We start from the raw sequence: 23,422 nt of genomic DNA, 5'->3' as shown, positions 1-23,422 counted from the left end.
CAATGGCAAACACCACTCGCCCTTTACCTTTCTATCAATTTTTCTAAAATAAGCAAATAAAACCCAGTTGACTACAACTGAGTTAATCTTCTAAGCAAGAGCTTCTGAAATATCTACCGAATTTGCCTCATGCCATAGCTTTTCTAGGTTATAGTGGGCACGCATTTCTTCTGAAAAGACATGCACAACGACAGCACCGAGGTCTAGTAAGACCCAACCTCCAGCTGCATCGCCTTCGATATGGCTACCTTTAAAGCCTGCATCAGCTACTTTTTCACGGATGTTATCAGCGATAGCATCCAACTGACGGCTATTCATTGAACTAGTAATAACAAAGTAATCCGTCACACTAGTCAAATCTTGTACATCAAGTGCAAGGATATCCTCTGCACGTTTCTCATCAGCCGCTTTCACGACTAGTTCTAGTAATTCTTTTTCGTTCATTTAGTCCTCTTTCAAATAGTCCACAAAGGCGTTATAGGTTTCAAGGGTTTGGGGATAGATGGGGAATCCCTGATGAGCTAGATGCTCCACGGTTCGAGCTGTTTCATAGGCCACCGCCTTATTAAGCGATAGACTTGCAATCTCACGTGCCACATCTACTCCAGGAAAGGCTCGATTATGCTCGGTATAGTCTGCGACGTAGATGACCTTATCAAGATCTGTCATCTGATCCGCCCCAACTGTATGGATTTCAATGGCTCGCAGAATTTCTGAATCATGCAAATCCAAATCTTCCTGAATTTTGTAAATTCCGACCATCCCATGCCAGACATTATTGCCCCAGTTTTTGAGGTTAGGGTCTAACTGATAACGATCAATCAAATCCAGAAATTCCTGATCTGACAACTTTTTAGCATAGTCATGAAGGAGACCTGCTAGACCGGCTTTCTCATTATCCACACCAAATCGCTGGGCCAGTTCTATGGCTGCACGCTCTACTCCCAAGCAATGGGTTAAACGTTTTTCAGGTAGAAGCTCTGCCATTTTTTCCAACAAAGCCTCACGAGAGCAGTTGATATAGTCTTGATAGGCCATCAGTAGAGCCCCTCCTTATCGATGTAGTCTAGCACTGGCTGAGGCAGGAGAAAGTTGGGTTTCCGTCCTTGGGCAAGGAAATCACGCACCATGCTGGACGAGATATCCATGAGAGGCACATCCACCCAGATAACTGGATAGGAAGTCCCTGCCTTGTAGCGTGGACGCTGAACCCCTACAAACTGAACCATGTCGACTAGCTCATCAATTCGGTACCACTTAGGCAGATAGTCCACCATATCAGCCCCGATAATGAAGTAATAATCTGTATCTGGATTCTTCTCAGTTAGAAGCTTCATGGTGTCGTAGGTGTAGGAAATGCCCTTACGTTCCAACTCAATGGTTTCAATGGCTAAACCTTCAATCCCCTCAATCGCCAACTCAAGCATCTTGAGACGGTGATGTTCAGGGATAGTTTCTTTTTTGTCCACATGAGGGGGTTGATATTCAGGCATGAGCAGAACCTGGTCCAATCCCAACTGTTGTCTCACCTGATCTGCAACAATCAGATGGGCATTGTGAACAGGGTTAAAATTTCCCCCTAAAATCCCGACTTGCTTGCGTTTTTTTTCCTTGATTTCTGGCTCCAACTCTACCTTGGTAAAGGGAGTTAATAATTCAATTGCCATAGGCTAGTCTCCTTTATTTCTCTGTAAAAACAGTTATTTGGAGTTTCGATCTTAGATTTCTTTGACTTTCTTGGAAATCTTCCGATTTTCTTTCTTGCTGGATTGTTTATACAAAATCAAGATGCGTCCGATTTTTTGGACTGTGTCCACACCGATTTCTTCTTCCAAGATTTCAGCTACTTCGTGGATGTTCTCATCTGTGTTTTGCAAGAGAGTTACCTTAATCAATTCACGTGCGTCAAGAGCTTGACGGACGCTGGTTTTGATTTGGTCGTTCAGTCCATTTTTCCCGATTTGAATGATGGGTTTGAGGGTATGTGCCTGACTGTTGAGGAAGGCACGTTGTTTTGATGTTAATGACATAATTTTCTTAAAAGAGTTTCTTTTTATACTTTTCTGAAGTGGTGACGGACGTCAGCAAAGTCCTTCGGACTTTCATGACTAAAATTTGAGCCTAAGGTCTCAAATTTTCCGCAGTTGGTACAATCACTTGTGCCAACCAACACCACAGCGAAAAGTACTCGTTATGGGCTCGCAGGGCTCGCCCGAATCTAGACAACCCTTTCCTTTCTGTGTTTAAATAATTGCTTTTCGTGTGACGACGGCGACGCCTTCTGGTGCCCAGACGGCGACTTTGGCGGTGCCTGTTACTCGGATCCAGCCTAGGCCTGAGATGACTAGGTCTGTCTTGTCCTTGATGGTAAAGACATGCTGGACTAGTTTTGGAAAATCTTCTTTTTCCTTACTGTTTGGCGGTGTTAGAAGAGTTCCAAGGTGCTTGTCATAGAAGGCACTGGCTCCTTCTAGCTTGGTACGATGGAGTTTGAGTTCATTGTCAAAGAAGGCTGTGAAACCTTGCTTTTCTCCTGATATGAAGTCAAATCGTCCCAAGCCACCTAAAAACAGGGTTTGTTCAGGATTAAGCTGATAGGTTTTGGGCTTGATTTCCTTTTTAGGGCTGACATACTTGAGGTTTTTAGCAGTCAAATAATGAGCCATCTGGTGACGGTGGATGATTCCCGGCGTATCGTAAATATAAGAACCGTCATCAAGCGGAATCTCAATCTTGTCCAAGGTTGTTCCTGGGAAGCGCGAAGTCGTAATGACATTCTGGTCACCCGTAATTTCTTGGATAATAGCATTGATTAGAGTTGATTTTCCAACGTTGGTCACACCGACCACATAGACATCACGGCCCTTACGGTAGTGTTCAATCTTGTCAATGACTTCCTTAATGGCATGTTTGTTTTGTGCCGAAGTTAGGACGACATCGACTGGACGAAGACCTTCTTCGTGGGCACGTTCCATGAGCCACTGGCTAATCTTGCCTGGTTTAACAGACTTAGGCAAGATATCTTTTTTATTTCCCACCAAGAGGACATCATTACCTGAGACAAAACGTGGCAAGCCTGGGATGACAGAGCCATTAAAATCAAAGATATCAATGACATTTACCACTAAAGCATCACTGTCTCCCACCTCGTGCAAGAGCTTTAGGAAATCATCGTCCGTCAACTGGACATCCGTGATTTCATTGTAGTGGCGGAGACGGAAACAGCGTTGGCAATAGACTTCTCCAGTCTCCAAACCTTTTTCGAGTGCTGACTGGGGGGTAAATCCAAGACCAGCCTTGTCTGTCGTCTGAATGGTTGCTCCACAACCAATACAGAGAATTTCTTCCATAGTTAAATTCCTTTTTTATATGTAATCGGTCCGTACGTTTCAGTGATTTTTCGCATCACACGACGCTCACGAGCTCGGTTAATTTGCGTCTTGATAGAATCGTGTTGTACCAAGGGCTTGACCAAGATTGAGCGAATGCCTGCACGGTGGGCTGCTCGAATATCGGTCATGAGCTGATCGCCGACCATGACCACTTCATTTTTCTCGTAGTGAAATTCCTTCATGGCACGGTCAATCCCAAATGTGAAGGGCTTCAGAGCCCAATAAACGTAGTCAATCCCAAATTTCTCAACTGCTCGTTGGACGCGTTTTTTAGTGTTATTTGATACCACAATGATGCGAATGCCCGCGTCCCGAAGATCATGTAGCCATTGCTTCATCTCTGGCGTCCCGTCAGGGTTGTTCCAAGCAATGAGGGTATTGTCCAAATCGACCAAAACAGCCTTGATTCCATGCGCCTGCAGGCTTGGGACTGTCAGATCATAGACTGCTTCCACAGCAAAGTCTGGCATGTAGTTTTCAATCACCATTTTGGCTCCTTTTCTTTTATTTTCTAGTAATTTTCTTCAGCCATTGAGATAAGGCCACCCATAAAATCAAGCTAGTCATTAAGATATAAATCCAAGCATTTGGCTCTTCTGTAAATGGTAGAGGAACATTCATTCCGAAGAAACCTGTAATAACCGCAAGTACTGCTAGTAAGACGGAGATAATAGTCAAAATTGACAAACTATCATTCAAGTTATTGTTTAGGATGTTGTTGTAAGAAGCTGAGAGTTGTTGCAAGACTTGAGAAATCAAGTCTGTCATAGACACCAACTGATGGGCTTCAATCATGGCATCATCAAACTGCTCTCGTTCGACATCATTAAATCTCCGATAAAGAGCATGGCCCTGGATATGTTCCAAGAGGAGTCGATTTTGTTTTGCTGCTGCTGTCAAGTAAACCATACCAGTCTCCAAGTCAGAGAGGGCAAAGAGATTTTTCTTTGTTGTAGTTTGACGTAGTAAGGCACTAATTTCGTCCTTACTTTTATCCATCTCTTCAATGACAGGATAATAAGCGTTACTGATAATCTCTAAACCAGCAAAGAGAAACTTGTAAATAGAAAGCGACTCATGGCTATCCAGATAAGCTGACATCTGATCAATGACATAAGCATTCTTATGGTTGCTGATGGTAATCATTCGTTGTCTTTCGACGATAAAGGTCATGGGAATCGCTTCATAATATTCTTTGTCTTTTTCTAAATCAAGAACATTATAAATAAAGGTTACCGTCTCCGTTTCACGGTTATAATCCATATGAGCTCGTTCATTTCTATCCAGAGCATACTCAATGATTTCCTTGTCCAATCCATAGATGTCAGAAAGATCTTCCATATTTTTAATCTTATCCACATCAAGGTCTATCCAGGTACAACCATTGCCCAACTGCTTTTCTAAAACCATCTTTTCTCCTTTATTAAACTCTTTCTATTGTACCACAAATTACTTAAAATAACAGGTCTAGTCTGTGCGTGAGAAATTGCTGACGACGGTGATATTCCGATTGGGAACGAAGTGCAGAACCTGATCTTCTCCTCTGAGTTGCGTTGTTCGAATGCCGACACTGACAACCTTGCCCGATACGGTAATAGGACCATTTGTCAAAACGACCTCATCTCCCACATCCAATTGACGTTCAAAGAGGATGAAAAAGCCATTGATGACATCAGATAGAAAGCCTTGGGCTCCCATTCCAATAGCCACCCCAGCAATCCCAGCCCCTGCCAGCAAACTAGAAACTGGCAAACCTAAAATCGACAAAATGCAGTAAAGCAAAAAGAAATAAAGGGTATAATTAAACACATTTTCTAACAGACGTGAGATGGTTTTCTGACGCCCGACATCATGACGAGACATTTTTAGAGAAGGTTTGACAATTCTCTGCACCATGGTATGGAGCAATTTCTTAGCTATATAAAAGAGTAAAAATAAGAATAACAGAGAAATTAACTTGGTTAAGATATTTTCAATAATCGTTGTTATATCAAGCTTATTGAGGTAGGTTTGAATAAATTCTTTCATAGAAAACTCCTTTCATTTATTATACCATACTTTTACAAGTGATGAATCTCCATAAATATTCAAAAATAACAGCCAAAATAGACAGAAAATTCTTGATTTTAGCTCATATTTATACTATAATCATAAACATTACACAACAAAGGAGATTGTTATGAAAAAATTCATTCATGCTTGGAATAAGGCGAGTCTAATCAAACGAATTTTGATTGGCATGCTTATTGGAGGAACCCTAGGGCTGACACTTCCTAACATTTCAGGAATTGGTTTACTTGGAGATCTCTTTGTTGGTGGCCTCAAAGCCATCGCACCTATTCTAGTCTTTGCCCTCGTTGCCAATGCCCTTTCCCAACATCAAAAGGGTCAAGATAGCAACATGAAAACGGTTATCCTCCTTTACTTGGTGGGAACCTTTGCAGCGGCACTTGTTGCTGTCCTAGCAAGCTTCATCGTCCCTGTTGAGATTACCTTAAATAGTGCCAATACAGAAATCGCACCACCAGATGGAATTGGCCAGGTCCTCAGCAATCTCTTGCTCAAACTGGTTGACAATCCAGTCAATGCCCTCGTTACTGCTAACTACATCGGTATCTTATCTTGGGCAGTTGTTTTCGGGATTGCTATGAGAGAGGCCAGCAAAAATAGTAAAGAATTGCTGAAAACTATGGCTGATGTGACTTCTAAGATTGTCGAATGGATCATCAATCTAGCTCCATTTGGTATCCTTGGTCTTGTCTTCAAAACCATCTCTGATAAGGGAATCGGAAGCCTAGCTAACTACGGAATCTTGCTTGCCCTCTTGGTGACAACTATGTTCTTTGTCGCTCTGGTTGTCAATCCATTGATTGCCTTCCTCTTTATGAAGAGAAACCCTTATCCCCTCGTTTGGAAATGTTTGCGTGTCAGCGGTGTTACAGCCTTCTTCACTCGTAGTTCTGCGGCTAACATCCCTGTCAATATGAAACTTTGCCACGACCTCGGTCTGGATCCAGATACCTATTCTGTTTCTATCCCACTTGGTTCTACTATCAACATGGCAGGGGCAGCGATTACTATTAACGTTTTAACCCTTGCTGCAGTAAATACTCTTGGAATCCCTGTTGACTTTGCCACAGCCTTTGTCCTCAGTGTAGTAGCAGCAATCTCAGCCTGTGGTGCTTCTGGTATTGCCGGAGGATCCCTCCTTCTTATCCCAGTTGCTTGTAGCCTTTTTGGTATTTCTAACGATATTGCCATGCAAGTTGTTGGGGTTGGATTTGTGATTGGGGTCATCCAAGACTCATGTGAAACAGCCCTTAACTCTTCAACAGATGTCCTCTTTACTGCTGTTGCCGAATACGCAGCAGCCCGTAAAAAATAACTCATAAAGACAAGCCTGCTCAGGTCTTGTCTTTTCCGCTTTTATTATAACTTACTAGGAAATCCTTATGTCTATTAGCCAACGTACGACTAAGCTCATCTTAGCTACCTGTCTTGCCTGCCTTCTTGCTTACTTTCTCAATCTCTCCTCAGCTGTCTCGGCTGGAATAATCGCCCTCTTGAGCCTATCCGATACCCGTAGAAGTACCTTAAAACTGGCCCGAAATCGCCTCTTTTCCATGCTTCTAGCTTTGGTTATCGGAGTTCTGGCTTTTCACTTGAGCGGATTTCATATCTGGAGCCTCGGCCTCTATCTAGCCCTCTATGTGCCTCTAGCCTACAAGATGGGCTGGGAAATTGGCATCACACCAAGTAGCGTTTTGGTTAGCCATCTCTTGGTGCAAGAGTCAACCTCTCCAGACCTCCTAGTCAATGAATTCCTTCTCTTTGCTATCGGTACAGGATTTGCCTTACTGGTTAATCTCTACATGCCTTCACGAGAAGAGGAAATTCATCACTACCACACATTGGTAGAAGAAAAGTTAAAAGATATTCTCCAGCGCTTCAAATATTATTTATCCAGAGGGGATGGACGCAACCGAGCACAGTTAGTTGAAGAATTGGACACCCTTTTGGAAGAAGCCCTCAGACTGGTCTATTTGGATCACTCTGACCACCTCTTTCACCAGACTGATTACCATATCCACTACTTTGAGATGAGACAGCGACAAAGTCGTATCCTGCGAAACATGGCCCAGCACATCAACACCTGTCACCTAGCTGCCAGTGAGAGCCTGATTTTGGCCCAACTCTTTTCAAAAATTGCAGCTCAACTGAGCCAGACCAATCCTGCTTCTGATTTGCTAGATGAAATTGAACGCTATCTGGAAGTCTTCCGGAACCGTAGTCTACCCAAGACAAGAGAAGAATTTGAAACCCGCGCCACCCTTCTTCAACTCCTACGCGAGGCCAAAACCTTCATCCAAGTAAAAGTTGACTTTTACCAAAAATATGGACAGTAAAAAAGAAAACTTCAGACCAATCACAAAAGGTGAATATCTGAAGTTTTCTTTTATTTGTAAGTTATTACCATAAAGGTTAATAATAAAATAAATAAGGCTTAATATTCAACATCTGTTTATAGAATGCTGAGATAAAATACTGCAAACTTTGCAGTATTATTATCCACTACACGAAGTTTTGCAAATCGAGTCTATTTGCAAACGGAGTTAGTAAGGCAGTTACCCTTTTCTATCTACGACGGAAAAGTCCACGAATCGATACCATTCGTGGATTTTTCCTAGTGAAGCGTTTAGGTAAGCCGCCATAGCGGTTACCTATTATTAGATTACGACACTGAGTTTTACAAATCGATTCCATTTGTAAAACTCAGTTAGTGAGGCAGTTAGCTAATTCGCCAAATAGCGACTAGCGTCCAACAATTAGGAACTTTAGTTCCAATTGTTGGTACTGAGTCACATCTTCTCTTCCAACTCTACGTCTGGATACTTATCCGCAAACCAGCGGAGGGCAAAGTCATTTTCAAAGAGGAAGACTGGTTGGTCAAAACGGTCTTTAGCCAAGATATTTCGACTTGATGACATTCGTTCATCCAAGTCCTCAGGCTTGATCCAACGAACGGTCTTTTTACCCATTGGGCTCATGACTACTTCCGCATTGTACTCGCCTTCCATGCGGTGTTTAAAGACTTCAAACTGGAGTTGACCAACAGCTCCCAGCATGTACTCGCCTGTTTGGTAATTCTTATAAAGCTGAATAGCACCTTCTTGCACCAGTTGCTCAATCCCCTTGTGGAAGGATTTCTGCTTCATGACATTCTTAGCAGACACTTTCATAAAAATTTCAGGAGTGAAGGTTGGCAGTGGTTCAAATTCAAATTTGTTTTTTCCAACTGTCAATGTATCCCCAACCTGATAAGTTCCTGTATCGTAAACCCCGATGATATCTCCTGCCACGGCATTGGTCACATTCTCACGACTTTCAGCCATAAACTGGGTAACATTAGACAGTTTAGCACCCTTACCAGTACGAGGCAAGTTGACACTCATGCCACGTTCAAATTCACCCGATACGATACGTACAAAGGCAATACGGTCACGGTGTCGAGGGTCCATGTTGGCTTGGATTTTAAAGACAAATCCTGAGAAGTCCTTATCGTAAGGATCAACAATTTCTCCGTCTGTTTTCTTATGTCCATGTGGCTCTGGAGCAAACTTGAGAAAAGTTTCAAGGAATGTTTGCACACCAAAGTTTGTCAAAGCTGAACCGAAGAAGACTGGTGTCAATTCTCCAGCCAGAATAGCTTCCTCTGAAAACTCATTCCCAGCTTCATTTAAAAGTTCAATATCATCCTTGACTTGCTCGTAGAAAGGGTTGCTGCCAAAAAGCTTGTCCCCATCTTCTAAACTAGCAAAACGCTCATCCCCTTTATAGAGCTCCAAGCGTTGGTTATAGAGGTCATAGAGCCCCTCGAAGGCTTTCCCCATCCCGATTGGCCAGTTCATCGGGTAACTCGCAATGCCTAGTACTTCTTCTAATTCTTGCAAGAGGTCCAGTGGCTCACGTCCATCACGGTCTAGCTTGTTCATAAAGGTGAAGACCGGAATGCCACGGTGTTTCACAACCTCAAACAATTTCTTAGTCTGAGCCTCGATACCCTTGGCAGAGTCCACGACCATAACAGCAGCATCCACCGCCATCAAGGTACGATAGGTATCTTCTGAAAAGTCCTCGTGCCCTGGGGTGTCTAGGATGTTGACGCGCTTACCATCGTAGTCAAACTGCATAACAGATGAAGTCACCGAAATCCCGCGTTGCTTCTCGATATCCATCCAGTCAGACTTGGCAAAAGTCCCTGTTTTCTTTCCTTTTACGGTACCAGCCTCACGAATCTCGCCCCCAAAGTAGAGCAACTGCTCAGTGATAGTTGTTTTCCCCGCGTCCGGGTGGGAGATGATGGCAAAGGTACGACGTTTCTTAATTTCTTCTTGAATATTCATAAGTTCTCTTTCTTTGATTCTCTATTTTTCTTGTTTCAATAGCTAAGAATGATTTCTACATTGGATTTTACCATTCCTTTCAACACTCCATTATATCGGATTTTAGCATTTTTTTCAATTTCTATTTTATATCAGACACTGCTAAAGTAGAACAATTCCCCTTGCAATTTTTCAAATAAATGTTACAATAAATATAGAAAAAGGTGTTGCGACAACAACACCCCACAGAGCCGTTTAAGACGGTGGCTGTAATTACATAACTAAAAAATAGCTCGTTAACTCGCCAAAGTTAGGACGGCTATTTTTTTGTCTCTTTTACCAATTCAAGGATGAACCTTAGGAGCGTGATAACAAAGTTACCAGCTACAAACATGAGTGTCAAAGCCTCAAAAGGGGACAAATCTGGTTACTCCTTTCTACTAAGATTTTACAGGTTCTGCACATAAGCATCACCATCCTTTCGATTTTGTAACCACCGTCTTCACTTCTCTGTTAAACTATTGTACCATATATTTTCCCCTTTGAAATCCGCTTTTCAAATAAATCATCATCAGAATCCGTTCTCCATCCTATACCTGTCTTTTTTCATCTTTCCTTCCCTTATTTATAGGAAAATATGGTAAAATAGAACAGACTAAAAATCATCATTTCACGAAAGGATGCAAGATGAAAATTACGCAAGAAGAGGTAACACACGTTGCCAATCTTTCAAAATTAAGATTCTCTGAAGAAGAAACTGCTGCCTTTGCGACTACCTTATCTAAGATTGTTGACATGGTTGAATTGCTGGGCGAAGTTGACACAATCGGTGTCGCACCTACTACGACTATGGCTGACCGCAAGACCGTACTCCGCCCTGATGTGGCCGAAGAAGGAACAGACCGTGATCGCTTATTTAAAAACGTACCTGAAAAAGACAACTACTACATCAAGGTACCAGCTATCCTAGACGATGGAGGAGATGCCTAATGACTTTTAACAATAAAACCATTGAAGACTTGCACAATCTCCTTGTCTCTAAGGAAATTTCTGCAACTGAATTAACCCAAGCTACGCTTGAAGACATCAAGTCTCGCGAGGCAGCTATCAACGCTTTTGTTACCATCGCTGAGGAGCAGGCTCTTGCTCAAGCCAAAGTCATTGATGAAGCTGGAATCGATGCTGATAATGTCCTTTCAGGAATTCCTCTTGCAGTTAAAGATAATATCTCTACAGACGGTATTCTCACAACTGCAGCCTCAAAAATGCTCTACAACTATGAGCCGATCTTTGATGCGACAGCTGTTTCAAATGCCAAATCAAAAGGCATGATTGTCGTTGGAAAGACCAACATGGACGAATTTGCCATGGGTGGATCAGGTGAGACTTCTCACTATGGTGCCACTAAAAACGCTTGGGACCACAGCAAGGTTCCTGGTGGTTCATCAAGTGGTTCTGCTGCAGCTGTAGCCTCAGGACAAGTCCGCTTGTCACTTGGTTCTGATACTGGTGGATCTATCCGCCAACCTGCTGCCTTCAATGGGATCGTCGGTCTCAAACCAACCTACGGAACAGTTTCACGTTTCGGTCTCATTGCCTTCGGTAGTTCATTAGACCAGATTGGACCTTTCGCTCCGACTGTTAAGGAAAATGCCTTCTTGCTCAATGCTATTGCAAGCGAAGATGCCAAAGACTCTACTTCTGCTCCTGTCCGCATTGCCGACTTTACTTCAAAAATCGGCCAAGACATCAAGGGCATGAAAATTGCTTTGCCTAAGGAATACCTTGGTGAAGGAATTGACCCAGAGGTTAAGGAAACCATTCTGAACGCTGCTAAGCACTTTGAAAAACTGGGTGCTATCGTTGAAGAAGTGAGCCTACCTCACTCAAAATACGGTGTTGCCGTCTACTACATCATCGCTTCATCAGAAGCTTCATCAAACTTGCAACGCTTTGACGGTATCCGTTACGGCTATCGTGCAGAGGATGCGACAAACCTTGATGAAATCTATGTAAACAGCCGTAGCCAAGGTTTCGGTGAAGAGGTGAAACGCCGTATCATGCTAGGTACTTTCAGTCTTTCATCAGGTTACTATGATGCTTACTACAAGAAAGCTGGACAGGTTCGTACCCTCATCATTCAAGATTTCGAAAACGTCTTTGCGGATTACGATTTGATTTTGGGTCCAACTGCTCCAAGTGTTGCCTATGACTTGGATTCACTCAACCACGACCCAGTTGCCATGTACTTGGCTGACCTTTTGACCATCCCAGTCAACTTGGCAGGTCTTCCAGGGATTTCTATTCCTGCTGGATTCTCTCAAGGTCTGCCTGTCGGTCTCCAATTGATCGGTCCTAAGTACTCTGAGGAAACCATTTACCAAGCTGCTGCTGCTTTTGAGGCGACAACAGACTACCACAAACAACAACCCGTGATTTTTGGAGGTGATAACTAATGAACTTTGAAACAGTCATTGGACTTGAAGTCCACGTAGAGCTCAACACCAATTCAAAAATCTTCTCACCTACGTCTGCCCACTTTGGAAATGACCAAAATGCCAACACTAACGTGATTGACTGGTCTTTCCCAGGAGTTCTGCCAGTTCTTAATAAAGGTGTTGTCGATGCCGGTATCAAGGCTGCTCTTGCCCTCAACATGGACATCCACAAAAAGATGCACTTTGACCGCAAGAACTACTTCTACCCTGATAATCCAAAAGCCTACCAAATTTCTCAGTTTGATGAGCCAATCGGTTATAATGGCTGGATTGAAGTCGAGCTAGAAGACGGTACGACTAAGAAAATCGGTATCGAACGTGCTCACCTAGAAGAAGACGCTGGTAAAAACACCCACGGTACAGATGGCTACTCTTATGTTGACCTCAACCGCCAAGGGGTGCCATTGATTGAGATTGTATCTGAAGCTGACATGCGTTCGCCAGAAGAAGCCTATGCTTACCTAACAGCCCTCAAGGAAGTTATCCAGTACGCTGGCATTTCTGACGTTAAGATGGAAGAAGGTTCGATGCGTGTGGATGCCAATATTTCTCTTCGCCCTTATGGTCAAGAAAAATTCGGTACCAAGACTGAGTTGAAAAACCTCAACTCCTTCTCAAACGTTCGTAAGGGTCTTGAATACGAAGTCCAACGTCAAGCTGAAATCCTTCGCTCAGGTGGTCAAATTCGCCAAGAAACACGCCGTTACGATGAAGCTAATAAAGCAACCATTCTCATGCGTGTCAAGGAAGGGGCTGCAGACTACCGCTACTTCCCAGAACCAGACCTACCCCTCTTTGAAATTTCAGACGAGTGGATTGAGGAAATGCGTACTGAATTGCCAGAGTTTCCAAAAGAACGCCGTGCTCGCTACGTCTCTGACCTCGGCTTGTCAGACTATGATGCTAGCCAGTTGACCGCAAACAAAGTCACTTCTGATTTCTTTGAAAAAGCTGTGGCTCTCGGTGGTGATGCTAAACAAGTTTCTAACTGGCTCCAAGGAGAAGTTGCTCAGTTCTTGAACGCTGAAGGTAAGACACTGGAACAAATCGAATTGACACCAGAAAACTTGGTTGAAATGATTGCCATCATCGAAGACGGTACTATCTCTTCTAAGATTGCTAAGAAAGTCTTTGTTCATCTAGCTAAAAATGGCGGTGGCGCGCGTGAATACGTGGAAAAAGCAGGTATGGTTCAAATCTCAGATCCAGCTGTCTTGATTCCAATTATCCACCAAGTCTTTGCGGATAACGAAGCGGCTGTTGCTGATTTCAAGTCAGGCAAACGAAACGCAGATAAGGCCTTTACAGGATTCCTTATGAAAGCAACCAAAGGCCAAGCCAACCCACAAGTTGCCCTTAAACTACTTGCACAAGAATTGGCAAAGTTGAAAAATGAGTAACTCATTTAAAGTATAACTGACACCAGACTGCTAAAAAATTAGCAGTTCTGATGGATTGCAGTATGCATTCATATAGTTAGGAGACATATGAAAAAGTTACATACTCTTCTCACCACCTGTTTACTACTCCTTTTCGTTACACCGATGCAATCCATCGATGCAGGGGTAGGACATTCTCGAAGTGGTAGCTCTAGCCGTAGTAGCTCCAGTTCAAATGGTAGCCGAAGCCGTTCCAGTAGCAGTAATAGCGGTAGTTCTTCCTACAGAAGTAGCTACAGTTCTGGAGACGGTTCCTATAGTTCGAGTTACTCTGAGCAAGAGTTGTACGGAATTGTAGTCTTTTTAATAGGTGTTTACGTAGTTGTCTTAGTTCTAAAGAATAAAAGTAATCAAAGCTCATCAGAAAAATCCTATAGTAGCGCTACTGTATATAATCCCCAAAACCATCGTCGAGTTGAACACAATACATTAGCTACTAGTCGTGTTAAATATGGCGATCCAAACTTTGATGCCGATGCTTTCGCTTCATGGGTTAAAGAAGTCTATATTCAGTTACAGGCAGCCTGGACTAAAAAGGATTGGAATTTGGCTCGCTCTCTTGAAAGTACCAGCCTTTATTCCCAACATAGTATACAACTCGAAGATCATATCCGGGCGAAAACAACTAATGTTTTAGAAAAAGTCTATGTTGAAAATGTTCGCATTAAAGATTTCTACGAAAATCCTGATGGTAACGATACCCTTGTTGTGATCTTGTCATCTACACTCAGGGACTATGTCATTGAAGACCAAAGCAAACGTGTCATCGAAGGTGATCCTCAAGAGGACTTGTTTACAGTTTATCAAATGAACTTTATCCGTAAACACGGAAGTCAAACTGAACTAAATGTCAGTGATGAAGCCATCAGTGACCACTGTCCAAACTGTGGTGCCCCATTGAAAATCTCTGCTATCAGTAAATGTGACTATTGCGATGCCGATCTAACACGCAGTCCAAACCAATGGGTACTCGATACCTACGATGTTGTGGATGAAGACGAACTTTATAATTAGGAGGAAATTATGGGATTTATTCGTGCCGCCCTATCTTCAGGGCTTAATAGTTTCAACGATAGCAAATTTAAAGAAGCTATTGTTCTTCCAAATAACCTAACAGCTGATGCCTTGGCCATTAAAGGACAACTTCTTACAAAAGATCCTGACGGCACTTCTAGACAAAGCAACCAAAATACTGGACTTTTAACAGATGGTTCTGTAGTCATTGTTCCACAAGGTTATGTAGCTATTCTTGTCAACAACGGAAACTTCCTTGGCGATGTCTTAGAAGCTGGTAGCCACGAATGGCGTTCTGAAGATAATGCCTGGCTTCTTGAAAAGGGTGGTATAAAGGGTACTTGGGAAAATTTCAAAAACCGCTTCTCTTTTGGTGGTCAAGTCATTACCCAACAGGAAATCATCTTTATCCGTATGCAACCCATCGCAGGTAATAAATTTGGTACTCAAAACGCCGTAGAGTATTTCAGTGAACGCTATCAACAATTGCTCAATATTCGTTTCTACGGCTTGTTTGATATCAAAGTTGCTGATCCAGTCCTATTTTATGTCAGCTCCATCAGTCAACAAATTGAAGATCATAGAGCATTTACCCTGAAAGATATCGCTCAGGGAACTCTCAGACAAAATATCTCTCCTAAAATTGCTATTGCAATCGCCAAATTTACAAACGAAAACCGAGTTGATATCTATAGTCTTAATGCCAATCAAGATACTTTCAACGATCTAGCAAAACAAGAAGTTAACAAGGTATGGACTGGACTTTACGGAATTGAAACAACCAACATCCTGCTTGAAGATTTGAGCTATGACCAAGAAAGCTTGAATATTATTCGTAAACTTGATAGCGAACTAGTCGCTATGAAATACAATACGATTGAGATTGAAGAACGTCGTGCCCGTAACGAAGCTCTCATCGTTGCTGCAAACAATGAAGGCAACGGCAATGGTATGAACATAATTATGGGAATGAATCTGGGACAAACGCTTGGCGGGCAACTCAACCAACAAACTCAAGCTCCTATTCAAAATAATGGGCAAACTGCAAGTAAGAACTTTTACATCGAGGTAGACGGCAAGTATGTTCTCGTAACCAAAGATGAAGAAGGAAATATCGTACCTGTCAACTAACTCAAGTTAATCTGATATTTGAGAATTATTGCGTTTTATGGTACAATAAAGAGTAACAATATTTATTAAAGAGGTAAAAACATGATTGAAGCAAGCAAATTGAAAGCTGGTATGACATTTGAAACTGCAGACGGAAAATTGATCCGCGTTTTGGAAGCTAGCCACCACAAACCAGGTAAAGGAAACACGATCATGCGTATGAAATTGCGTGATGTCCGTACTGGTTCTACATTTGACACAAGCTACCGTCCAGAAGAAAAATTCGAACAAGCTATTATCGAAACTGTCCCAGCTCAATACTTGTATAAAATGGATGAAACTGCCTACTTCATGAACACTGAAACTTACGACCAATACGAAATCCCAGTCGTAAACGTTGAAAATGAATTGCTTTACATTCTTGAAAACTCTGATGTGAAAATCCAATTCTACGGAACTGAAGTAATCGGTGTAACTGTACCAACTACTGTTGAATTGACAGTCGCTGAAACACAACCATCTATCAAAGGTGCTACAGTTACAGGTTCGGGTAAACCAGCAACTATGGAAACTGGACTTGTTGTCAACGTTCCAGACTTCATCGAAGCTGGACAAAAATTGATCATCAACACTGCAGAAGGAACTTACGTTTCTCGTGCCTAATCTCTAGAAAGAGGTCATTCTATGGGAATTGAAGAACAATTTGGCGAAATCGTTATCGCTCCACGTGTACTTGAAAAAATCATTGCCATCGCAACGGCTAAAGTTGATGGTGTCCACTCATTTTCAAATAAATCCGTATCTGATACCCTATCAAAACTCTCTCTTGGTCGCGGCGTCTACTTAAAAGAAAACAATGAAGAGCTAACTGCTGACATCTATCTCTACCTTGAGTACGGTGTGAAGGTACCAAAAGTTGCTCTTGCTATTCAAAAAGCAGTCAAAGATGCTGTCCGTGATATGGCTGATGTGGAACTTGCTGCTGTTAACATCCATGTTGCAGGAATCGTTCCAGATAAAACACCAAAACCTGAGCTGAAAGATCTATTTAACGAGGACTTCCTCAATGACTAGTCCATTATTAGAATCTAGACGTGAACTTCGTAAATGCGCTTTTCAAGCTCTTATGAGCCTTGAATTCGGCACAGATATGGAAACAGCTTGTCACTTTGCCTACACGCATGACCGTGAAGATGCAGATGTGCAAATCCCTGCCTTTCTTCTGAACTTGGTTTCTGGCGTTCAAGCTCAAAAAGACGAGTTAGATAAACAAATCAACCAGCATCTCAAGTCAGGTTGGACAGTTGAACGCTTGACCTTGGTCGAAAAAAATTTACTACGCTTGGGTATCTTTGAAATCACATCATTTGATACACCTCAGCTGGTAGCAGTCAATGAAGCTATTGAACTTGCTAAGAATTTTTCAGATCAAAAATCAGCCCGTTTTATCAATGGACTGCTTAGTCAATTTGTAACTGAAGAAAATGAATAATCGAAAAGGTGTTTGGTCTTCCAAGCACCTTTTGACTTTCCCCTCTGCTCAGGGTAAGAAGCACATAAAAACTAGAACTAACTGCCAGTTCTAGTTTTTATGTATTCTGAGGTATTAGTATTTTCTAAATCGTTGGTAACGCTCTTCCAACAACGCTTCTAACGATTTTTGTGAAAGTCTAGCTAGCTCCGTTTGGAGTTCTTTTTTGACACTCTTAATCAGTTCCTTACTAGAAAATCCTGCTTCAGAAATCACCTTATCCACCACGTCCATTTCTAACAGTTCATGCGAAGTGATTTTCATCAGTTCTGCCGCTTCCATGGCACGAGTGCCATCCTTCCATAGAATGGAAGCAAAGCCTTCTGGGCTAAGAATGGCATAGATAGAATTTTCCAGCATCCATACACGGTCTGCGACCGCTAGAGCCAGAGCTCCACCTGAACCACCTTCACCTATAATGATGGCGATAATCGGAACTTTCAGGTCACTCATTTCCATGAGATTGCGAGCAATAGCTTCTCCCTGTCCACGTTCTTCCGCTCCCACACCAGGATAGGCACCTGCAGTATTGATAAAGGTCACTACTGGACGACCAAACTTTTCAGCCTGTTTCATCAAACGCAGGGCCTTACGATAGCCTTCTGGATGTGGTTGTCCAAAATTACGCTTGAGGTTATCTTGTAAACTCTTGCCTTTTTGGATACCAACCACTGTTACAGCTTGGTCCCCAAGCCAGCCAATACCACCAACAACTGCACCATCATCACGAAAAGAACGGTCACCGTGTAATTGGATAAATTCATCAAAAATGCCTGTCGCAAAGTCCAAGGTCGTCAAGCGACTCTGCTCACGCGCTTCTCTGACTATTTTTGCAATATTCATCTAGGACACCCTCCATGCAATCTGACTAGGCTAGCAATCGTATCTGGTAAGTCTCTTCTTTTGACAATAGCATCCACAAAGCCATGTTCTAATAGGAATTCTGCCTTTTGGAAATCCTCAGGCAAGCTTTCACGAACCGTATTTTCAATCACACGACGCCCGGCAAAACCAACTAAACTCTGTGGTTCAGCTAGGATGATATCTCCTTCCATAGCGAAAGAAGCTGTCACACCACCTGTCGTTGGATCTGTCAAAATGGTCAGATAAAAGAGACCAGCATTTGAATGCCGTTTAACTGCTGCAGAGATCTTGGCCATCTGCATGAGACTCATGATTCCTTCCTGCATACGGGCTCCACCAGATGCTGTGAATAGGACAACTGGCAATTTTTCGACAGTCGCATACTCAAACAAACGAGTGATTTTTTCACCTACTACCGTACCCATAGAAGCCATGATAAAGTTGGAATCCATAATCCCAAGAGCCACCGTCTGACCTTTAATAAAAGCAGTTCCTGTCACAACGGCTTCATCCAGACCTGTTTTTTCACGCATGGTTGCTAGTTTCTTTTGATAACCAGGGAAATGCAAGGGATCCTTGCTTTCAATCCCTGTAAACAATTCCTTGAAGGTTCCCATATCAATCGTCAAAGCCAAGCGTTCTTGGGCAGAAATACGAAAGGTGTAGCTACAATGTGGACAGATACGCTCACTTCCCAGATCCTTCTGATAAATGGTATGCTTACAGCCTGGACACTGGGAGAATAATTCATCTGGAACCTCTGGCTTGGCTTGAGGTTTTTCCCTAACCGAACGATTGGGATTGATTCGAATATACTTATCTTTTTTACTAAATAGAGCCATTGATTCCCCTTTTCGGTTTAAACTCTTGAAGTCATTTTATTCTTTTTCTTGATACTTGGGTAAAAAGGTTTCCATCAAGAAGGAAGTATCATAATCTCCAGCAATGACATTGCGATCTGAAATGAGGTCAAGCTGGAAATCTGCATTGGTCTGCACCCCTTCAATCTCTAGTTCATAGAGGGCACGTTGCATTTTCATCAAGGCATCAAAACGATTTTCACCGTGAACGATGATTTTAGCAATCATACTATCATAATAAGGTGGAATGGTATAACCTGGATAAACTGCTGAATCCACGCGCAAGCCAACTCCACCACTTGGCAGGTAGAGATTGGTAATCTTACCTGGACTTGGAGCAAAGTTAAAGGCTGGATTTTCTGCATTGATACGACACTCGATAGCATGACCGCGTAGGACAATATCTTCTTGCTTAACAGACAAAGACTGACCTGCCGCAATGCGAATCTGTTCCTTAACGATATCCACACCTGAAACAAACTCTGTTACTGGATGCTCTACTTGTACACGTGTATTCATTTCCATAAAATAGAATTTGCCACTGGCTTCATCAAGAAGAAACTCAATGGTCCCTGCATTTTCATAACCAACAGACTCTGCAGCTCGAACAGCAGCAGCACCAATTTCATGACGCAGCGTTTTTCCGATTGCAATCGAAGGACTTTCTTCTAAAACCTTTTGGTTATTCCGTTGAAGAGAACAATCCCGTTCCCCCAAGTGAATCACATGTCCATACTCATCTCCTAGGATTTGAACCTCAATGTGACGAGCTGGATAGATAACCCGTTCAATATACATGGCACCATTGCCATAATTGGCCTTGGCTTCACTAGAGGCGGTCTCAAAAGCTGATACGAGATCCTCTGATTTTTCAACCTTACGAATCCCTTTACCACCTCCACCTGCTGAAGCCTTGAGCATAACAGGGTAGCCAATTTTTTCAGCAACAATCAAAGCTTCCTCAGAGTTATGCACTTCTCCATCTGAACCTGGAATGACAGGCACGCCTGCTTTAATCATCTGAGCACGCGCATTGATTTTATCCCCCATCATATCCATAACATGGCCAGATGGACCGATAAACTTAATCCCCACCTCTTCACACATGGTTGCAAATTTGGAATTTTCACTGAGAAATCCGAAACCGGGGTGAATGGCTTCTGCCTCAGTCAAGACTGCAGCTGATAGAACCGCATTGATATTGAGATAAGACTCTGTTGCCTTGCCAGGGCCGATACAAACTGCTTCATCTGCCAAAAGCGTATGAAGGGCTTCCTTATCAGCAGTTGAATAAACCGCCACCGTTGCAATCCCCAATTCACGCGCCGCACGGATAATACGAACCGCAATTTCACCACGATTGGCAATTAAAATTTTTCGAAACATGGAGAACCTCCTTAGTTCCCTATTGCAAAGGTAAGAGTACCACTGGCCGCAAGCTTGCCATCCACTTCAGCCTTTGCTTCAACCACAGCTATGGTGCCACGACGTTTTACAAAAGTCGCTGTCATAACCAATTGGTCGCCTGGTACAACTTGCTTCTTGAATTTAACCTTATCCATACCAGCGTAAAAGACTAGTTTTCCTTTATTTTCAGGTTTTGACAACTCCAAGACACCAGCTGTTTGCGCCAAGGCTTCCATAATCAGAACACCTGGCATAACTGGATATTGAGGAAAATGGCCGTTAAAGAAAGGCTCATTGATGGTCACATTTTTGATAGCAACAATAGTATCCTCACTCACTTCCAATACACGGTCCACTAGGAGCATAGGATAACGGTGGGGAAGAGCTTCTTTGATTCCTTGAATATCGATCATTTGATACGTACCAATCCTTTACCAAACTCAACCATTTCTTCGTTAGAAACGAGAATTTCCGTTACCACACCATCCTTAGGTGCTGGAATTTCATTCATGACTTTCATGGCTTCGATAATGACCAATGTTTGACCTTTTTTAACACTATCACCAACTGTTACAAAGGCAGGTTTATCTGGGCCAGCAGCCAAGTAAGCCACTCCAACAAGTGGGCTCTCTACAAGATCTCCCTCAGCAACTACACTTGCTTCAGCTGGAGCCGAAGTTTCTTCCACTACAGTTTCTACTGGAGCAGATGTAGGAGCTACTGGACTTGGTGTTGCTAGAATGGGCGCCGGAGCGACTTGAGCTGCAACTTCAGACACCAGTCTCGCTTCATTCTTGCTAAACTGCAACTCATCCGTCCCATTTTTATAAGAAAATTCTCTCAAACTTGACTGGTCAAATTGAGCCATCAAGTCTTTAATATCGTTTAAATTCATACTTATTTATTCTCCCAACGTTTGAAAGCAAGAACCGCATTGTGGCCACCAAAACCAAAGGTATTTGAAATAGCGTATGGAATTTCTTGCTCCAAGCCTTGTCCATAAACGACATTGGCTTCGATATAATCTGATACTTCACTTGTTCCAGCTGTCATTGGTACAAAGTTATGACGCATAGCCTCGATTGTGACGATAGCTTCTACTGCACCTGCAGCACCCAGCAAATGGCCTGTGAATGATTTGGTTGATGATACAGGTACTTCCTTACCAAGAACAGCGACGATAGCACCGCTTTCTCCTTTTTCGTTAGCAGGAGTTGACGTTCCGTGAGCATTGACATAGGCTACTTGCTCTGGAGAAATCTCAGCTTCTTCCAAGGCTAGTTTGATAGCCTTGATAGCTCCCTGACCTTCTGGATGTGGAGAAGTCATATGATAGGCATCACAAGTATTACCGTAACCAACCACTTCAGCAAGGATAGTAGCCCCACGTTTTTCGGCGTGTTCAAGACTTTCAAGAACCAACATCCCTGAACCTTCACCCATGACAAAACCATTGCGGTCCTTATCAAATGGGATAGAAGCACGACTTGGGTCCTCTGTAGTTGAGAGAGCAGTTAGGGCTTGGAAACCAGCGATAGCAAAAGGTGTAATAGAAGCTTCTGAACCACCTACCAACATAACATCTTGGAAACCAAACTTAATCGAGCGGAAGGCATCTCCAATCGCATCATTTGATGAAGCGCAGGCAGTATTAATGGATTTACAAACACCATTTGCTCCAAAACGCATGGCAACATTTCCTGAAGCCATATTTGGTAAGGCCTTTGGAAGGGTCAATGGTTTCACACGTTTTGGTCCTTTGTCATGAAGGCGAAGAATTTGATCTTCTATTTCCTTGATGCCCCCAATCCCTGAGGCAACGATAACACCAAAACGATCCTTATCAATAGCCTCTACATCAAGATTGGCATGATTGACAGCTTCTTGGGCTGCATACAAGGCATATAAAGAATAGTTATCAAAACGATTGGTATCCTTCTTAACAAAGTATTTATCAAAAGGAAAATCTTGAATTTCTGCTGCATTATGCACATCAAAGTCACTATGATCAAATTTCGTAATTGGACCAATTCCGATTTTTCCAGTTGTCAAACTATTCCAAAATTCTTCTGATGTATTTCCGATTGGAGATGTTACTCCATAACCAGTTACTACTACGCGATTTAGTTTCATCTTTTTTACCTCTAGCTTCTGCTACATACTTAAGCCACCATCAATGGCAACCACTTGACCAGTTAGATAATCTTGGCCTGCTAAAAATACTGTCAAATCTGCAACCTGTTCTGCTTGACCAAATTCTTTCATAGGAATTTGCGCCAGCATGGCATCTTTTACCTTGTCCGATAAAACAGCGGTCATATCGGACTCGATCATTCCCGGTGCAATAGCATTGACCCTGATATTGCGATTGGCCACTTCACGCGCCACAGACTTGGTAAAACCAATCAAACCAGCCTTAGAAGCTGCATAGTTAGCTTGACCGATATTTCCCATCAAACCAACTACGCTAGACATATTAATGATAGCACCTTCTCTAGCTTTTATCATCGGTTTCAAGACTGATTGTGTCATGTTAAAGGCACCAGTTAAGTTAACCTTAAGCACTTTTTCAAAATCCGCTTCTGTCATCTTGAGCATGAGGGTATCTTGAGTAATTCCTGCATTGTTAACCAAAACATCTACTGAACCCAGCTCTGCAATAGCTTTCTCAACCATACGCTTAGCGTCTGCAAAATCTGATACATCTCCTGATATAGGAACCACCTTGACACCATAGTTTGAAAACTCAGCGAGCAATTCTTCTGAGATTGCCCCACGACTGTTTAAAACAATATTGGCTCCTGCTTGAGCAAACTTGTGGGCGATGGCAAGACCAATTCCACGACTCGAACCTGTAATAAAGATATTTTTATTTTTTAGTTGCATTCTTTTCTCCTGTTTCCTCTTGTATTTATGGGAGAAGG

The 23,422-nt window shown here is 42.6% G+C and carries 27 protein-coding genes; 10 read left to right on the top strand and 17 right to left on the bottom strand.

Features of this window, described 5'->3' with window-relative positions; translation table 11 throughout:
- Positions 1-90: 90 nt before the first annotated feature.
- From rsfS to JQ843_RS02710, 8 genes are all read right to left on the bottom strand, one after another.
- Positions 91-444 carry a ribosome silencing factor gene (gene rsfS / locus JQ843_RS02745; protein ID WP_049546916.1) on the bottom strand — a complete coding sequence of 118 codons (354 nt, stop codon included), beginning with the start codon at positions 442-444 and terminating at the stop codon, positions 91-93.
- Positions 445-1,038, bottom strand: a complete 594-nt coding sequence (gene yqeK / locus JQ843_RS02740; protein WP_203212834.1) for a bis(5'-nucleosyl)-tetraphosphatase (symmetrical) YqeK — start codon at positions 1,036-1,038, stop codon at positions 445-447.
- Positions 1,038-1,667 (bottom strand): nicotinate-nucleotide adenylyltransferase, encoded by a 630-nt coding sequence (locus tag JQ843_RS02735; RefSeq protein ID WP_203212833.1) that lies wholly within the window; start codon positions 1,665-1,667, stop codon positions 1,038-1,040. The genes yqeK and JQ843_RS02735 overlap by 1 nt, the downstream gene beginning before the upstream one ends.
- 51 nt (positions 1,668-1,718) lie before the next feature.
- Positions 1,719-2,030, bottom strand: a complete 312-nt coding sequence (gene yhbY / locus JQ843_RS02730; RefSeq protein WP_000060171.1) for a ribosome assembly RNA-binding protein YhbY — start codon at positions 2,028-2,030, stop codon at positions 1,719-1,721.
- A gap of 213 nt (positions 2,031-2,243) precedes the next feature.
- Positions 2,244-3,350 carry a ribosome biogenesis GTPase YqeH gene (yqeH, locus tag JQ843_RS02725; protein WP_000391189.1) on the bottom strand — a complete coding sequence of 369 codons (1,107 nt, stop codon included), beginning with the start codon at positions 3,348-3,350 and terminating at the stop codon, positions 2,244-2,246.
- 2 nt (positions 3,351-3,352) lie between these two features.
- A complete protein-coding gene (locus JQ843_RS02720) occupies positions 3,353-3,880 on the bottom strand; it encodes a YqeG family HAD IIIA-type phosphatase (protein ID WP_203212832.1) in 528 nt (175 codons plus the stop codon).
- Between the two features lie 16 nt (positions 3,881-3,896).
- Positions 3,897-4,802, bottom strand: a complete 906-nt coding sequence (locus JQ843_RS02715; protein WP_125454845.1) for a magnesium transporter CorA family protein — start codon at positions 4,800-4,802, stop codon at positions 3,897-3,899.
- A gap of 57 nt (positions 4,803-4,859) precedes the next feature.
- Complete coding sequence (locus JQ843_RS02710) at positions 4,860-5,420, bottom strand: mechanosensitive ion channel family protein (protein WP_084864847.1); 561 nt, start codon at positions 5,418-5,420, stop codon at positions 4,860-4,862.
- 151 nt (positions 5,421-5,571) lie between these two features.
- On the opposite strand from JQ843_RS02710, the gene sstT reads away from it, so the two are divergent.
- Positions 5,572-6,777 carry a serine/threonine transporter SstT gene (sstT, locus tag JQ843_RS02705; RefSeq protein ID WP_084864846.1) on the top strand — a complete coding sequence of 402 codons (1,206 nt, stop codon included), beginning with the start codon at positions 5,572-5,574 and terminating at the stop codon, positions 6,775-6,777.
- A 67-nt stretch (positions 6,778-6,844) separates the two neighbouring features.
- Entirely contained in the window at positions 6,845-7,798 is a 954-nt protein-coding gene (locus JQ843_RS02700) for an aromatic acid exporter family protein (RefSeq protein ID WP_023946543.1), read from the top strand.
- 453 nt (positions 7,799-8,251) lie between these two features.
- On the opposite strand, the gene JQ843_RS02695 is transcribed toward JQ843_RS02700, so the two are convergent.
- Together JQ843_RS02695 and JQ843_RS09545 are read right to left on the bottom strand one after the other, a co-directional pair.
- Complete coding sequence (locus JQ843_RS02695) at positions 8,252-9,796, bottom strand: peptide chain release factor 3 (protein WP_001025437.1); 1,545 nt, start codon at positions 9,794-9,796, stop codon at positions 8,252-8,254.
- Positions 9,797-10,094: 298 nt separating this feature from the next.
- Positions 10,095-10,169 carry a hypothetical protein gene (locus JQ843_RS09545; protein WP_229294538.1) on the bottom strand — a complete coding sequence of 25 codons (75 nt, stop codon included), beginning with the start codon at positions 10,167-10,169 and terminating at the stop codon, positions 10,095-10,097.
- A 293-nt stretch (positions 10,170-10,462) separates the two neighbouring features.
- On the opposite strand from JQ843_RS09545, the gene gatC reads away from it, so the two are divergent.
- From gatC to nusB, 8 genes are all read left to right on the top strand, one after another.
- A complete protein-coding gene (gatC, locus tag JQ843_RS02690; protein WP_203212831.1) occupies positions 10,463-10,765 on the top strand; it encodes an Asp-tRNA(Asn)/Glu-tRNA(Gln) amidotransferase subunit GatC in 303 nt (100 codons plus the stop codon).
- Entirely contained in the window at positions 10,765-12,231 is a 1,467-nt protein-coding gene (gatA, locus tag JQ843_RS02685) for an Asp-tRNA(Asn)/Glu-tRNA(Gln) amidotransferase subunit GatA (protein ID WP_203212830.1), read from the top strand. Before gatC ends, gatA begins: the two co-directional genes overlap by 1 nt.
- The gene (gatB, locus tag JQ843_RS02680) at positions 12,231-13,673 is read left to right on the top strand and encodes an Asp-tRNA(Asn)/Glu-tRNA(Gln) amidotransferase subunit GatB (RefSeq protein ID WP_060627640.1); all 1,443 of its coding nucleotides are present in this window, start codon (positions 12,231-12,233) and stop codon (positions 13,671-13,673) included. The genes gatA and gatB overlap by 1 nt, the downstream gene beginning before the upstream one ends.
- A gap of 87 nt (positions 13,674-13,760) precedes the next feature.
- On the top strand, positions 13,761-14,726 hold the full coding sequence (locus JQ843_RS02675) for a zinc-ribbon domain-containing transport protein (RefSeq protein WP_203212829.1): 966 nt from the start codon (positions 13,761-13,763) through the stop codon (positions 14,724-14,726).
- 9 nt (positions 14,727-14,735) lie between these two features.
- Positions 14,736-15,857 (top strand): SPFH domain-containing protein, encoded by a 1,122-nt coding sequence (locus JQ843_RS02670; protein WP_203212828.1) that lies wholly within the window; start codon positions 14,736-14,738, stop codon positions 15,855-15,857.
- 81 nt (positions 15,858-15,938) lie between these two features.
- On the top strand, positions 15,939-16,499 hold the full coding sequence (gene efp, locus JQ843_RS02665; RefSeq protein ID WP_000568643.1) for an elongation factor P: 561 nt from the start codon (positions 15,939-15,941) through the stop codon (positions 16,497-16,499).
- A gap of 21 nt (positions 16,500-16,520) precedes the next feature.
- A complete protein-coding gene (locus JQ843_RS02660; RefSeq protein ID WP_000510573.1) occupies positions 16,521-16,910 on the top strand; it encodes an Asp23/Gls24 family envelope stress response protein in 390 nt (129 codons plus the stop codon).
- Complete coding sequence (nusB, locus tag JQ843_RS02655) at positions 16,903-17,328, top strand: transcription antitermination factor NusB (RefSeq protein ID WP_000203638.1); 426 nt, start codon at positions 16,903-16,905, stop codon at positions 17,326-17,328. The genes JQ843_RS02660 and nusB overlap by 8 nt, the downstream gene beginning before the upstream one ends.
- A 114-nt stretch (positions 17,329-17,442) precedes the next feature.
- Here the strand turns inward: nusB and JQ843_RS02650 are convergent, their stop codons facing one another.
- From JQ843_RS02650 to fabG, 7 genes are read right to left on the bottom strand one after another with little or no spacing between them, the layout of a single operon-like run.
- Positions 17,443-18,210, bottom strand: coding sequence for an acetyl-CoA carboxylase carboxyl transferase subunit alpha (locus tag JQ843_RS02650; RefSeq protein ID WP_203212827.1), 768 nt, complete (start codon positions 18,208-18,210; stop codon positions 17,443-17,445).
- Positions 18,207-19,073: an acetyl-CoA carboxylase, carboxyltransferase subunit beta gene (accD, locus tag JQ843_RS02645; protein ID WP_203212826.1), complete on the bottom strand. Its 867-nt coding sequence runs from the start codon at positions 19,071-19,073 to the stop codon at positions 18,207-18,209. Before accD ends, JQ843_RS02650 begins: the two co-directional genes overlap by 4 nt.
- Before the next feature lie 36 nt (positions 19,074-19,109).
- Positions 19,110-20,477: an acetyl-CoA carboxylase biotin carboxylase subunit gene (accC, locus tag JQ843_RS02640; RefSeq protein ID WP_203212825.1), complete on the bottom strand. Its 1,368-nt coding sequence runs from the start codon at positions 20,475-20,477 to the stop codon at positions 19,110-19,112.
- A gap of 11 nt (positions 20,478-20,488) precedes the next feature.
- On the bottom strand, positions 20,489-20,911 hold the full coding sequence (gene fabZ / locus JQ843_RS02635; protein ID WP_000565515.1) for a 3-hydroxyacyl-ACP dehydratase FabZ: 423 nt from the start codon (positions 20,909-20,911) through the stop codon (positions 20,489-20,491).
- Positions 20,908-21,393, bottom strand: coding sequence for an acetyl-CoA carboxylase biotin carboxyl carrier protein (accB, locus tag JQ843_RS02630; RefSeq protein WP_020901590.1), 486 nt, complete (start codon positions 21,391-21,393; stop codon positions 20,908-20,910). The genes fabZ and accB overlap by 4 nt, the downstream gene beginning before the upstream one ends.
- Before the next feature lie 2 nt (positions 21,394-21,395).
- On the bottom strand, positions 21,396-22,631 hold the full coding sequence (gene fabF / locus JQ843_RS02625) for a beta-ketoacyl-ACP synthase II (protein WP_203212824.1): 1,236 nt from the start codon (positions 22,629-22,631) through the stop codon (positions 21,396-21,398).
- A gap of 21 nt (positions 22,632-22,652) precedes the next feature.
- The gene (gene fabG / locus JQ843_RS02620) at positions 22,653-23,384 is read right to left on the bottom strand and encodes a 3-oxoacyl-[acyl-carrier-protein] reductase (protein ID WP_203212823.1); all 732 of its coding nucleotides are present in this window, start codon (positions 23,382-23,384) and stop codon (positions 22,653-22,655) included.
- Positions 23,385-23,422 lie beyond the last annotated feature (38 nt).

The sequence above is a fragment of the Streptococcus mitis genome (genome assembly GCF_905187495.1).
GTDB classification, from domain to species: Bacteria; Bacillota; Bacilli; order Lactobacillales; family Streptococcaceae; genus Streptococcus; species Streptococcus mitis_CU.
Note: the sequence above shows the minus strand (reverse complement) of the source record. Positions and strands in the feature narration are given on the sequence as shown.

Excerpts from the sequence above, each read along its gene's own strand:
- gatB (WP_060627640.1), top strand. The coding sequence starts at position 12,231 with ATGAACTTTGAAACAGTCATTGGACTTGAAGTCCACGTAGAGCTCAAC.
- JQ843_RS02735 (WP_203212833.1), bottom strand. The coding sequence starts at position 1,667 with ATGGCAATTGAATTATTAACTCCCTTTACCAAGGTAGAGTTGGAGCCA.
- fabZ (WP_000565515.1), bottom strand. The coding sequence starts at position 20,911 with ATGATCGATATTCAAGGAATCAAAGAAGCTCTTCCCCACCGTTATCCT.
- JQ843_RS02660 (WP_000510573.1), top strand. The coding sequence starts at position 16,521 with ATGGGAATTGAAGAACAATTTGGCGAAATCGTTATCGCTCCACGTGTA.
- yhbY (WP_000060171.1), bottom strand. The coding sequence starts at position 2,030 with ATGTCATTAACATCAAAACAACGTGCCTTCCTCAACAGTCAGGCACAT.
- yqeH (WP_000391189.1), bottom strand. The coding sequence starts at position 3,350 with ATGGAAGAAATTCTCTGTATTGGTTGTGGAGCAACCATTCAGACGACA.
- JQ843_RS02670 (WP_203212828.1), top strand. The coding sequence starts at position 14,736 with ATGGGATTTATTCGTGCCGCCCTATCTTCAGGGCTTAATAGTTTCAAC.
- JQ843_RS02710 (WP_084864847.1), bottom strand. The coding sequence starts at position 5,420 with ATGAAAGAATTTATTCAAACCTACCTCAATAAGCTTGATATAACAACG.
- sstT (WP_084864846.1), top strand. The coding sequence starts at position 5,572 with ATGAAAAAATTCATTCATGCTTGGAATAAGGCGAGTCTAATCAAACGA.
- gatA (WP_203212830.1), top strand. The coding sequence starts at position 10,765 with ATGACTTTTAACAATAAAACCATTGAAGACTTGCACAATCTCCTTGTC.
- accD (WP_203212826.1), bottom strand. The coding sequence starts at position 19,073 with ATGGCTCTATTTAGTAAAAAAGATAAGTATATTCGAATCAATCCCAAT.
- JQ843_RS02720 (WP_203212832.1), bottom strand. The coding sequence starts at position 3,880 with ATGGTGATTGAAAACTACATGCCAGACTTTGCTGTGGAAGCAGTCTAT.
- accC (WP_203212825.1), bottom strand. The coding sequence starts at position 20,477 with ATGTTTCGAAAAATTTTAATTGCCAATCGTGGTGAAATTGCGGTTCGT.
- JQ843_RS02715 (WP_125454845.1), bottom strand. The coding sequence starts at position 4,802 with ATGGTTTTAGAAAAGCAGTTGGGCAATGGTTGTACCTGGATAGACCTT.
- JQ843_RS02700 (WP_023946543.1), top strand. The coding sequence starts at position 6,845 with ATGTCTATTAGCCAACGTACGACTAAGCTCATCTTAGCTACCTGTCTT.
- JQ843_RS02650 (WP_203212827.1), bottom strand. The coding sequence starts at position 18,210 with ATGAATATTGCAAAAATAGTCAGAGAAGCGCGTGAGCAGAGTCGCTTG.
- rsfS (WP_049546916.1), bottom strand. The coding sequence starts at position 444 with ATGAACGAAAAAGAATTACTAGAACTAGTCGTGAAAGCGGCTGATGAG.
- nusB (WP_000203638.1), top strand. The coding sequence starts at position 16,903 with ATGACTAGTCCATTATTAGAATCTAGACGTGAACTTCGTAAATGCGCT.
- JQ843_RS02695 (WP_001025437.1), bottom strand. The coding sequence starts at position 9,796 with ATGAATATTCAAGAAGAAATTAAGAAACGTCGTACCTTTGCCATCATC.
- JQ843_RS02675 (WP_203212829.1), top strand. The coding sequence starts at position 13,761 with ATGAAAAAGTTACATACTCTTCTCACCACCTGTTTACTACTCCTTTTC.
- yqeK (WP_203212834.1), bottom strand. The coding sequence starts at position 1,038 with ATGGCCTATCAAGACTATATCAACTGCTCTCGTGAGGCTTTGTTGGAA.
- gatC (WP_203212831.1), top strand. The coding sequence starts at position 10,463 with ATGAAAATTACGCAAGAAGAGGTAACACACGTTGCCAATCTTTCAAAA.
- fabF (WP_203212824.1), bottom strand. The coding sequence starts at position 22,631 with ATGAAACTAAATCGCGTAGTAGTAACTGGTTATGGAGTAACATCTCCA.
- accB (WP_020901590.1), bottom strand. The coding sequence starts at position 21,393 with ATGAATTTAAACGATATTAAAGACTTGATGGCTCAATTTGACCAGTCA.
- fabG (WP_203212823.1), bottom strand. The coding sequence starts at position 23,384 with ATGCAACTAAAAAATAAAAATATCTTTATTACAGGTTCGAGTCGTGGA.
- efp (WP_000568643.1), top strand. The coding sequence starts at position 15,939 with ATGATTGAAGCAAGCAAATTGAAAGCTGGTATGACATTTGAAACTGCA.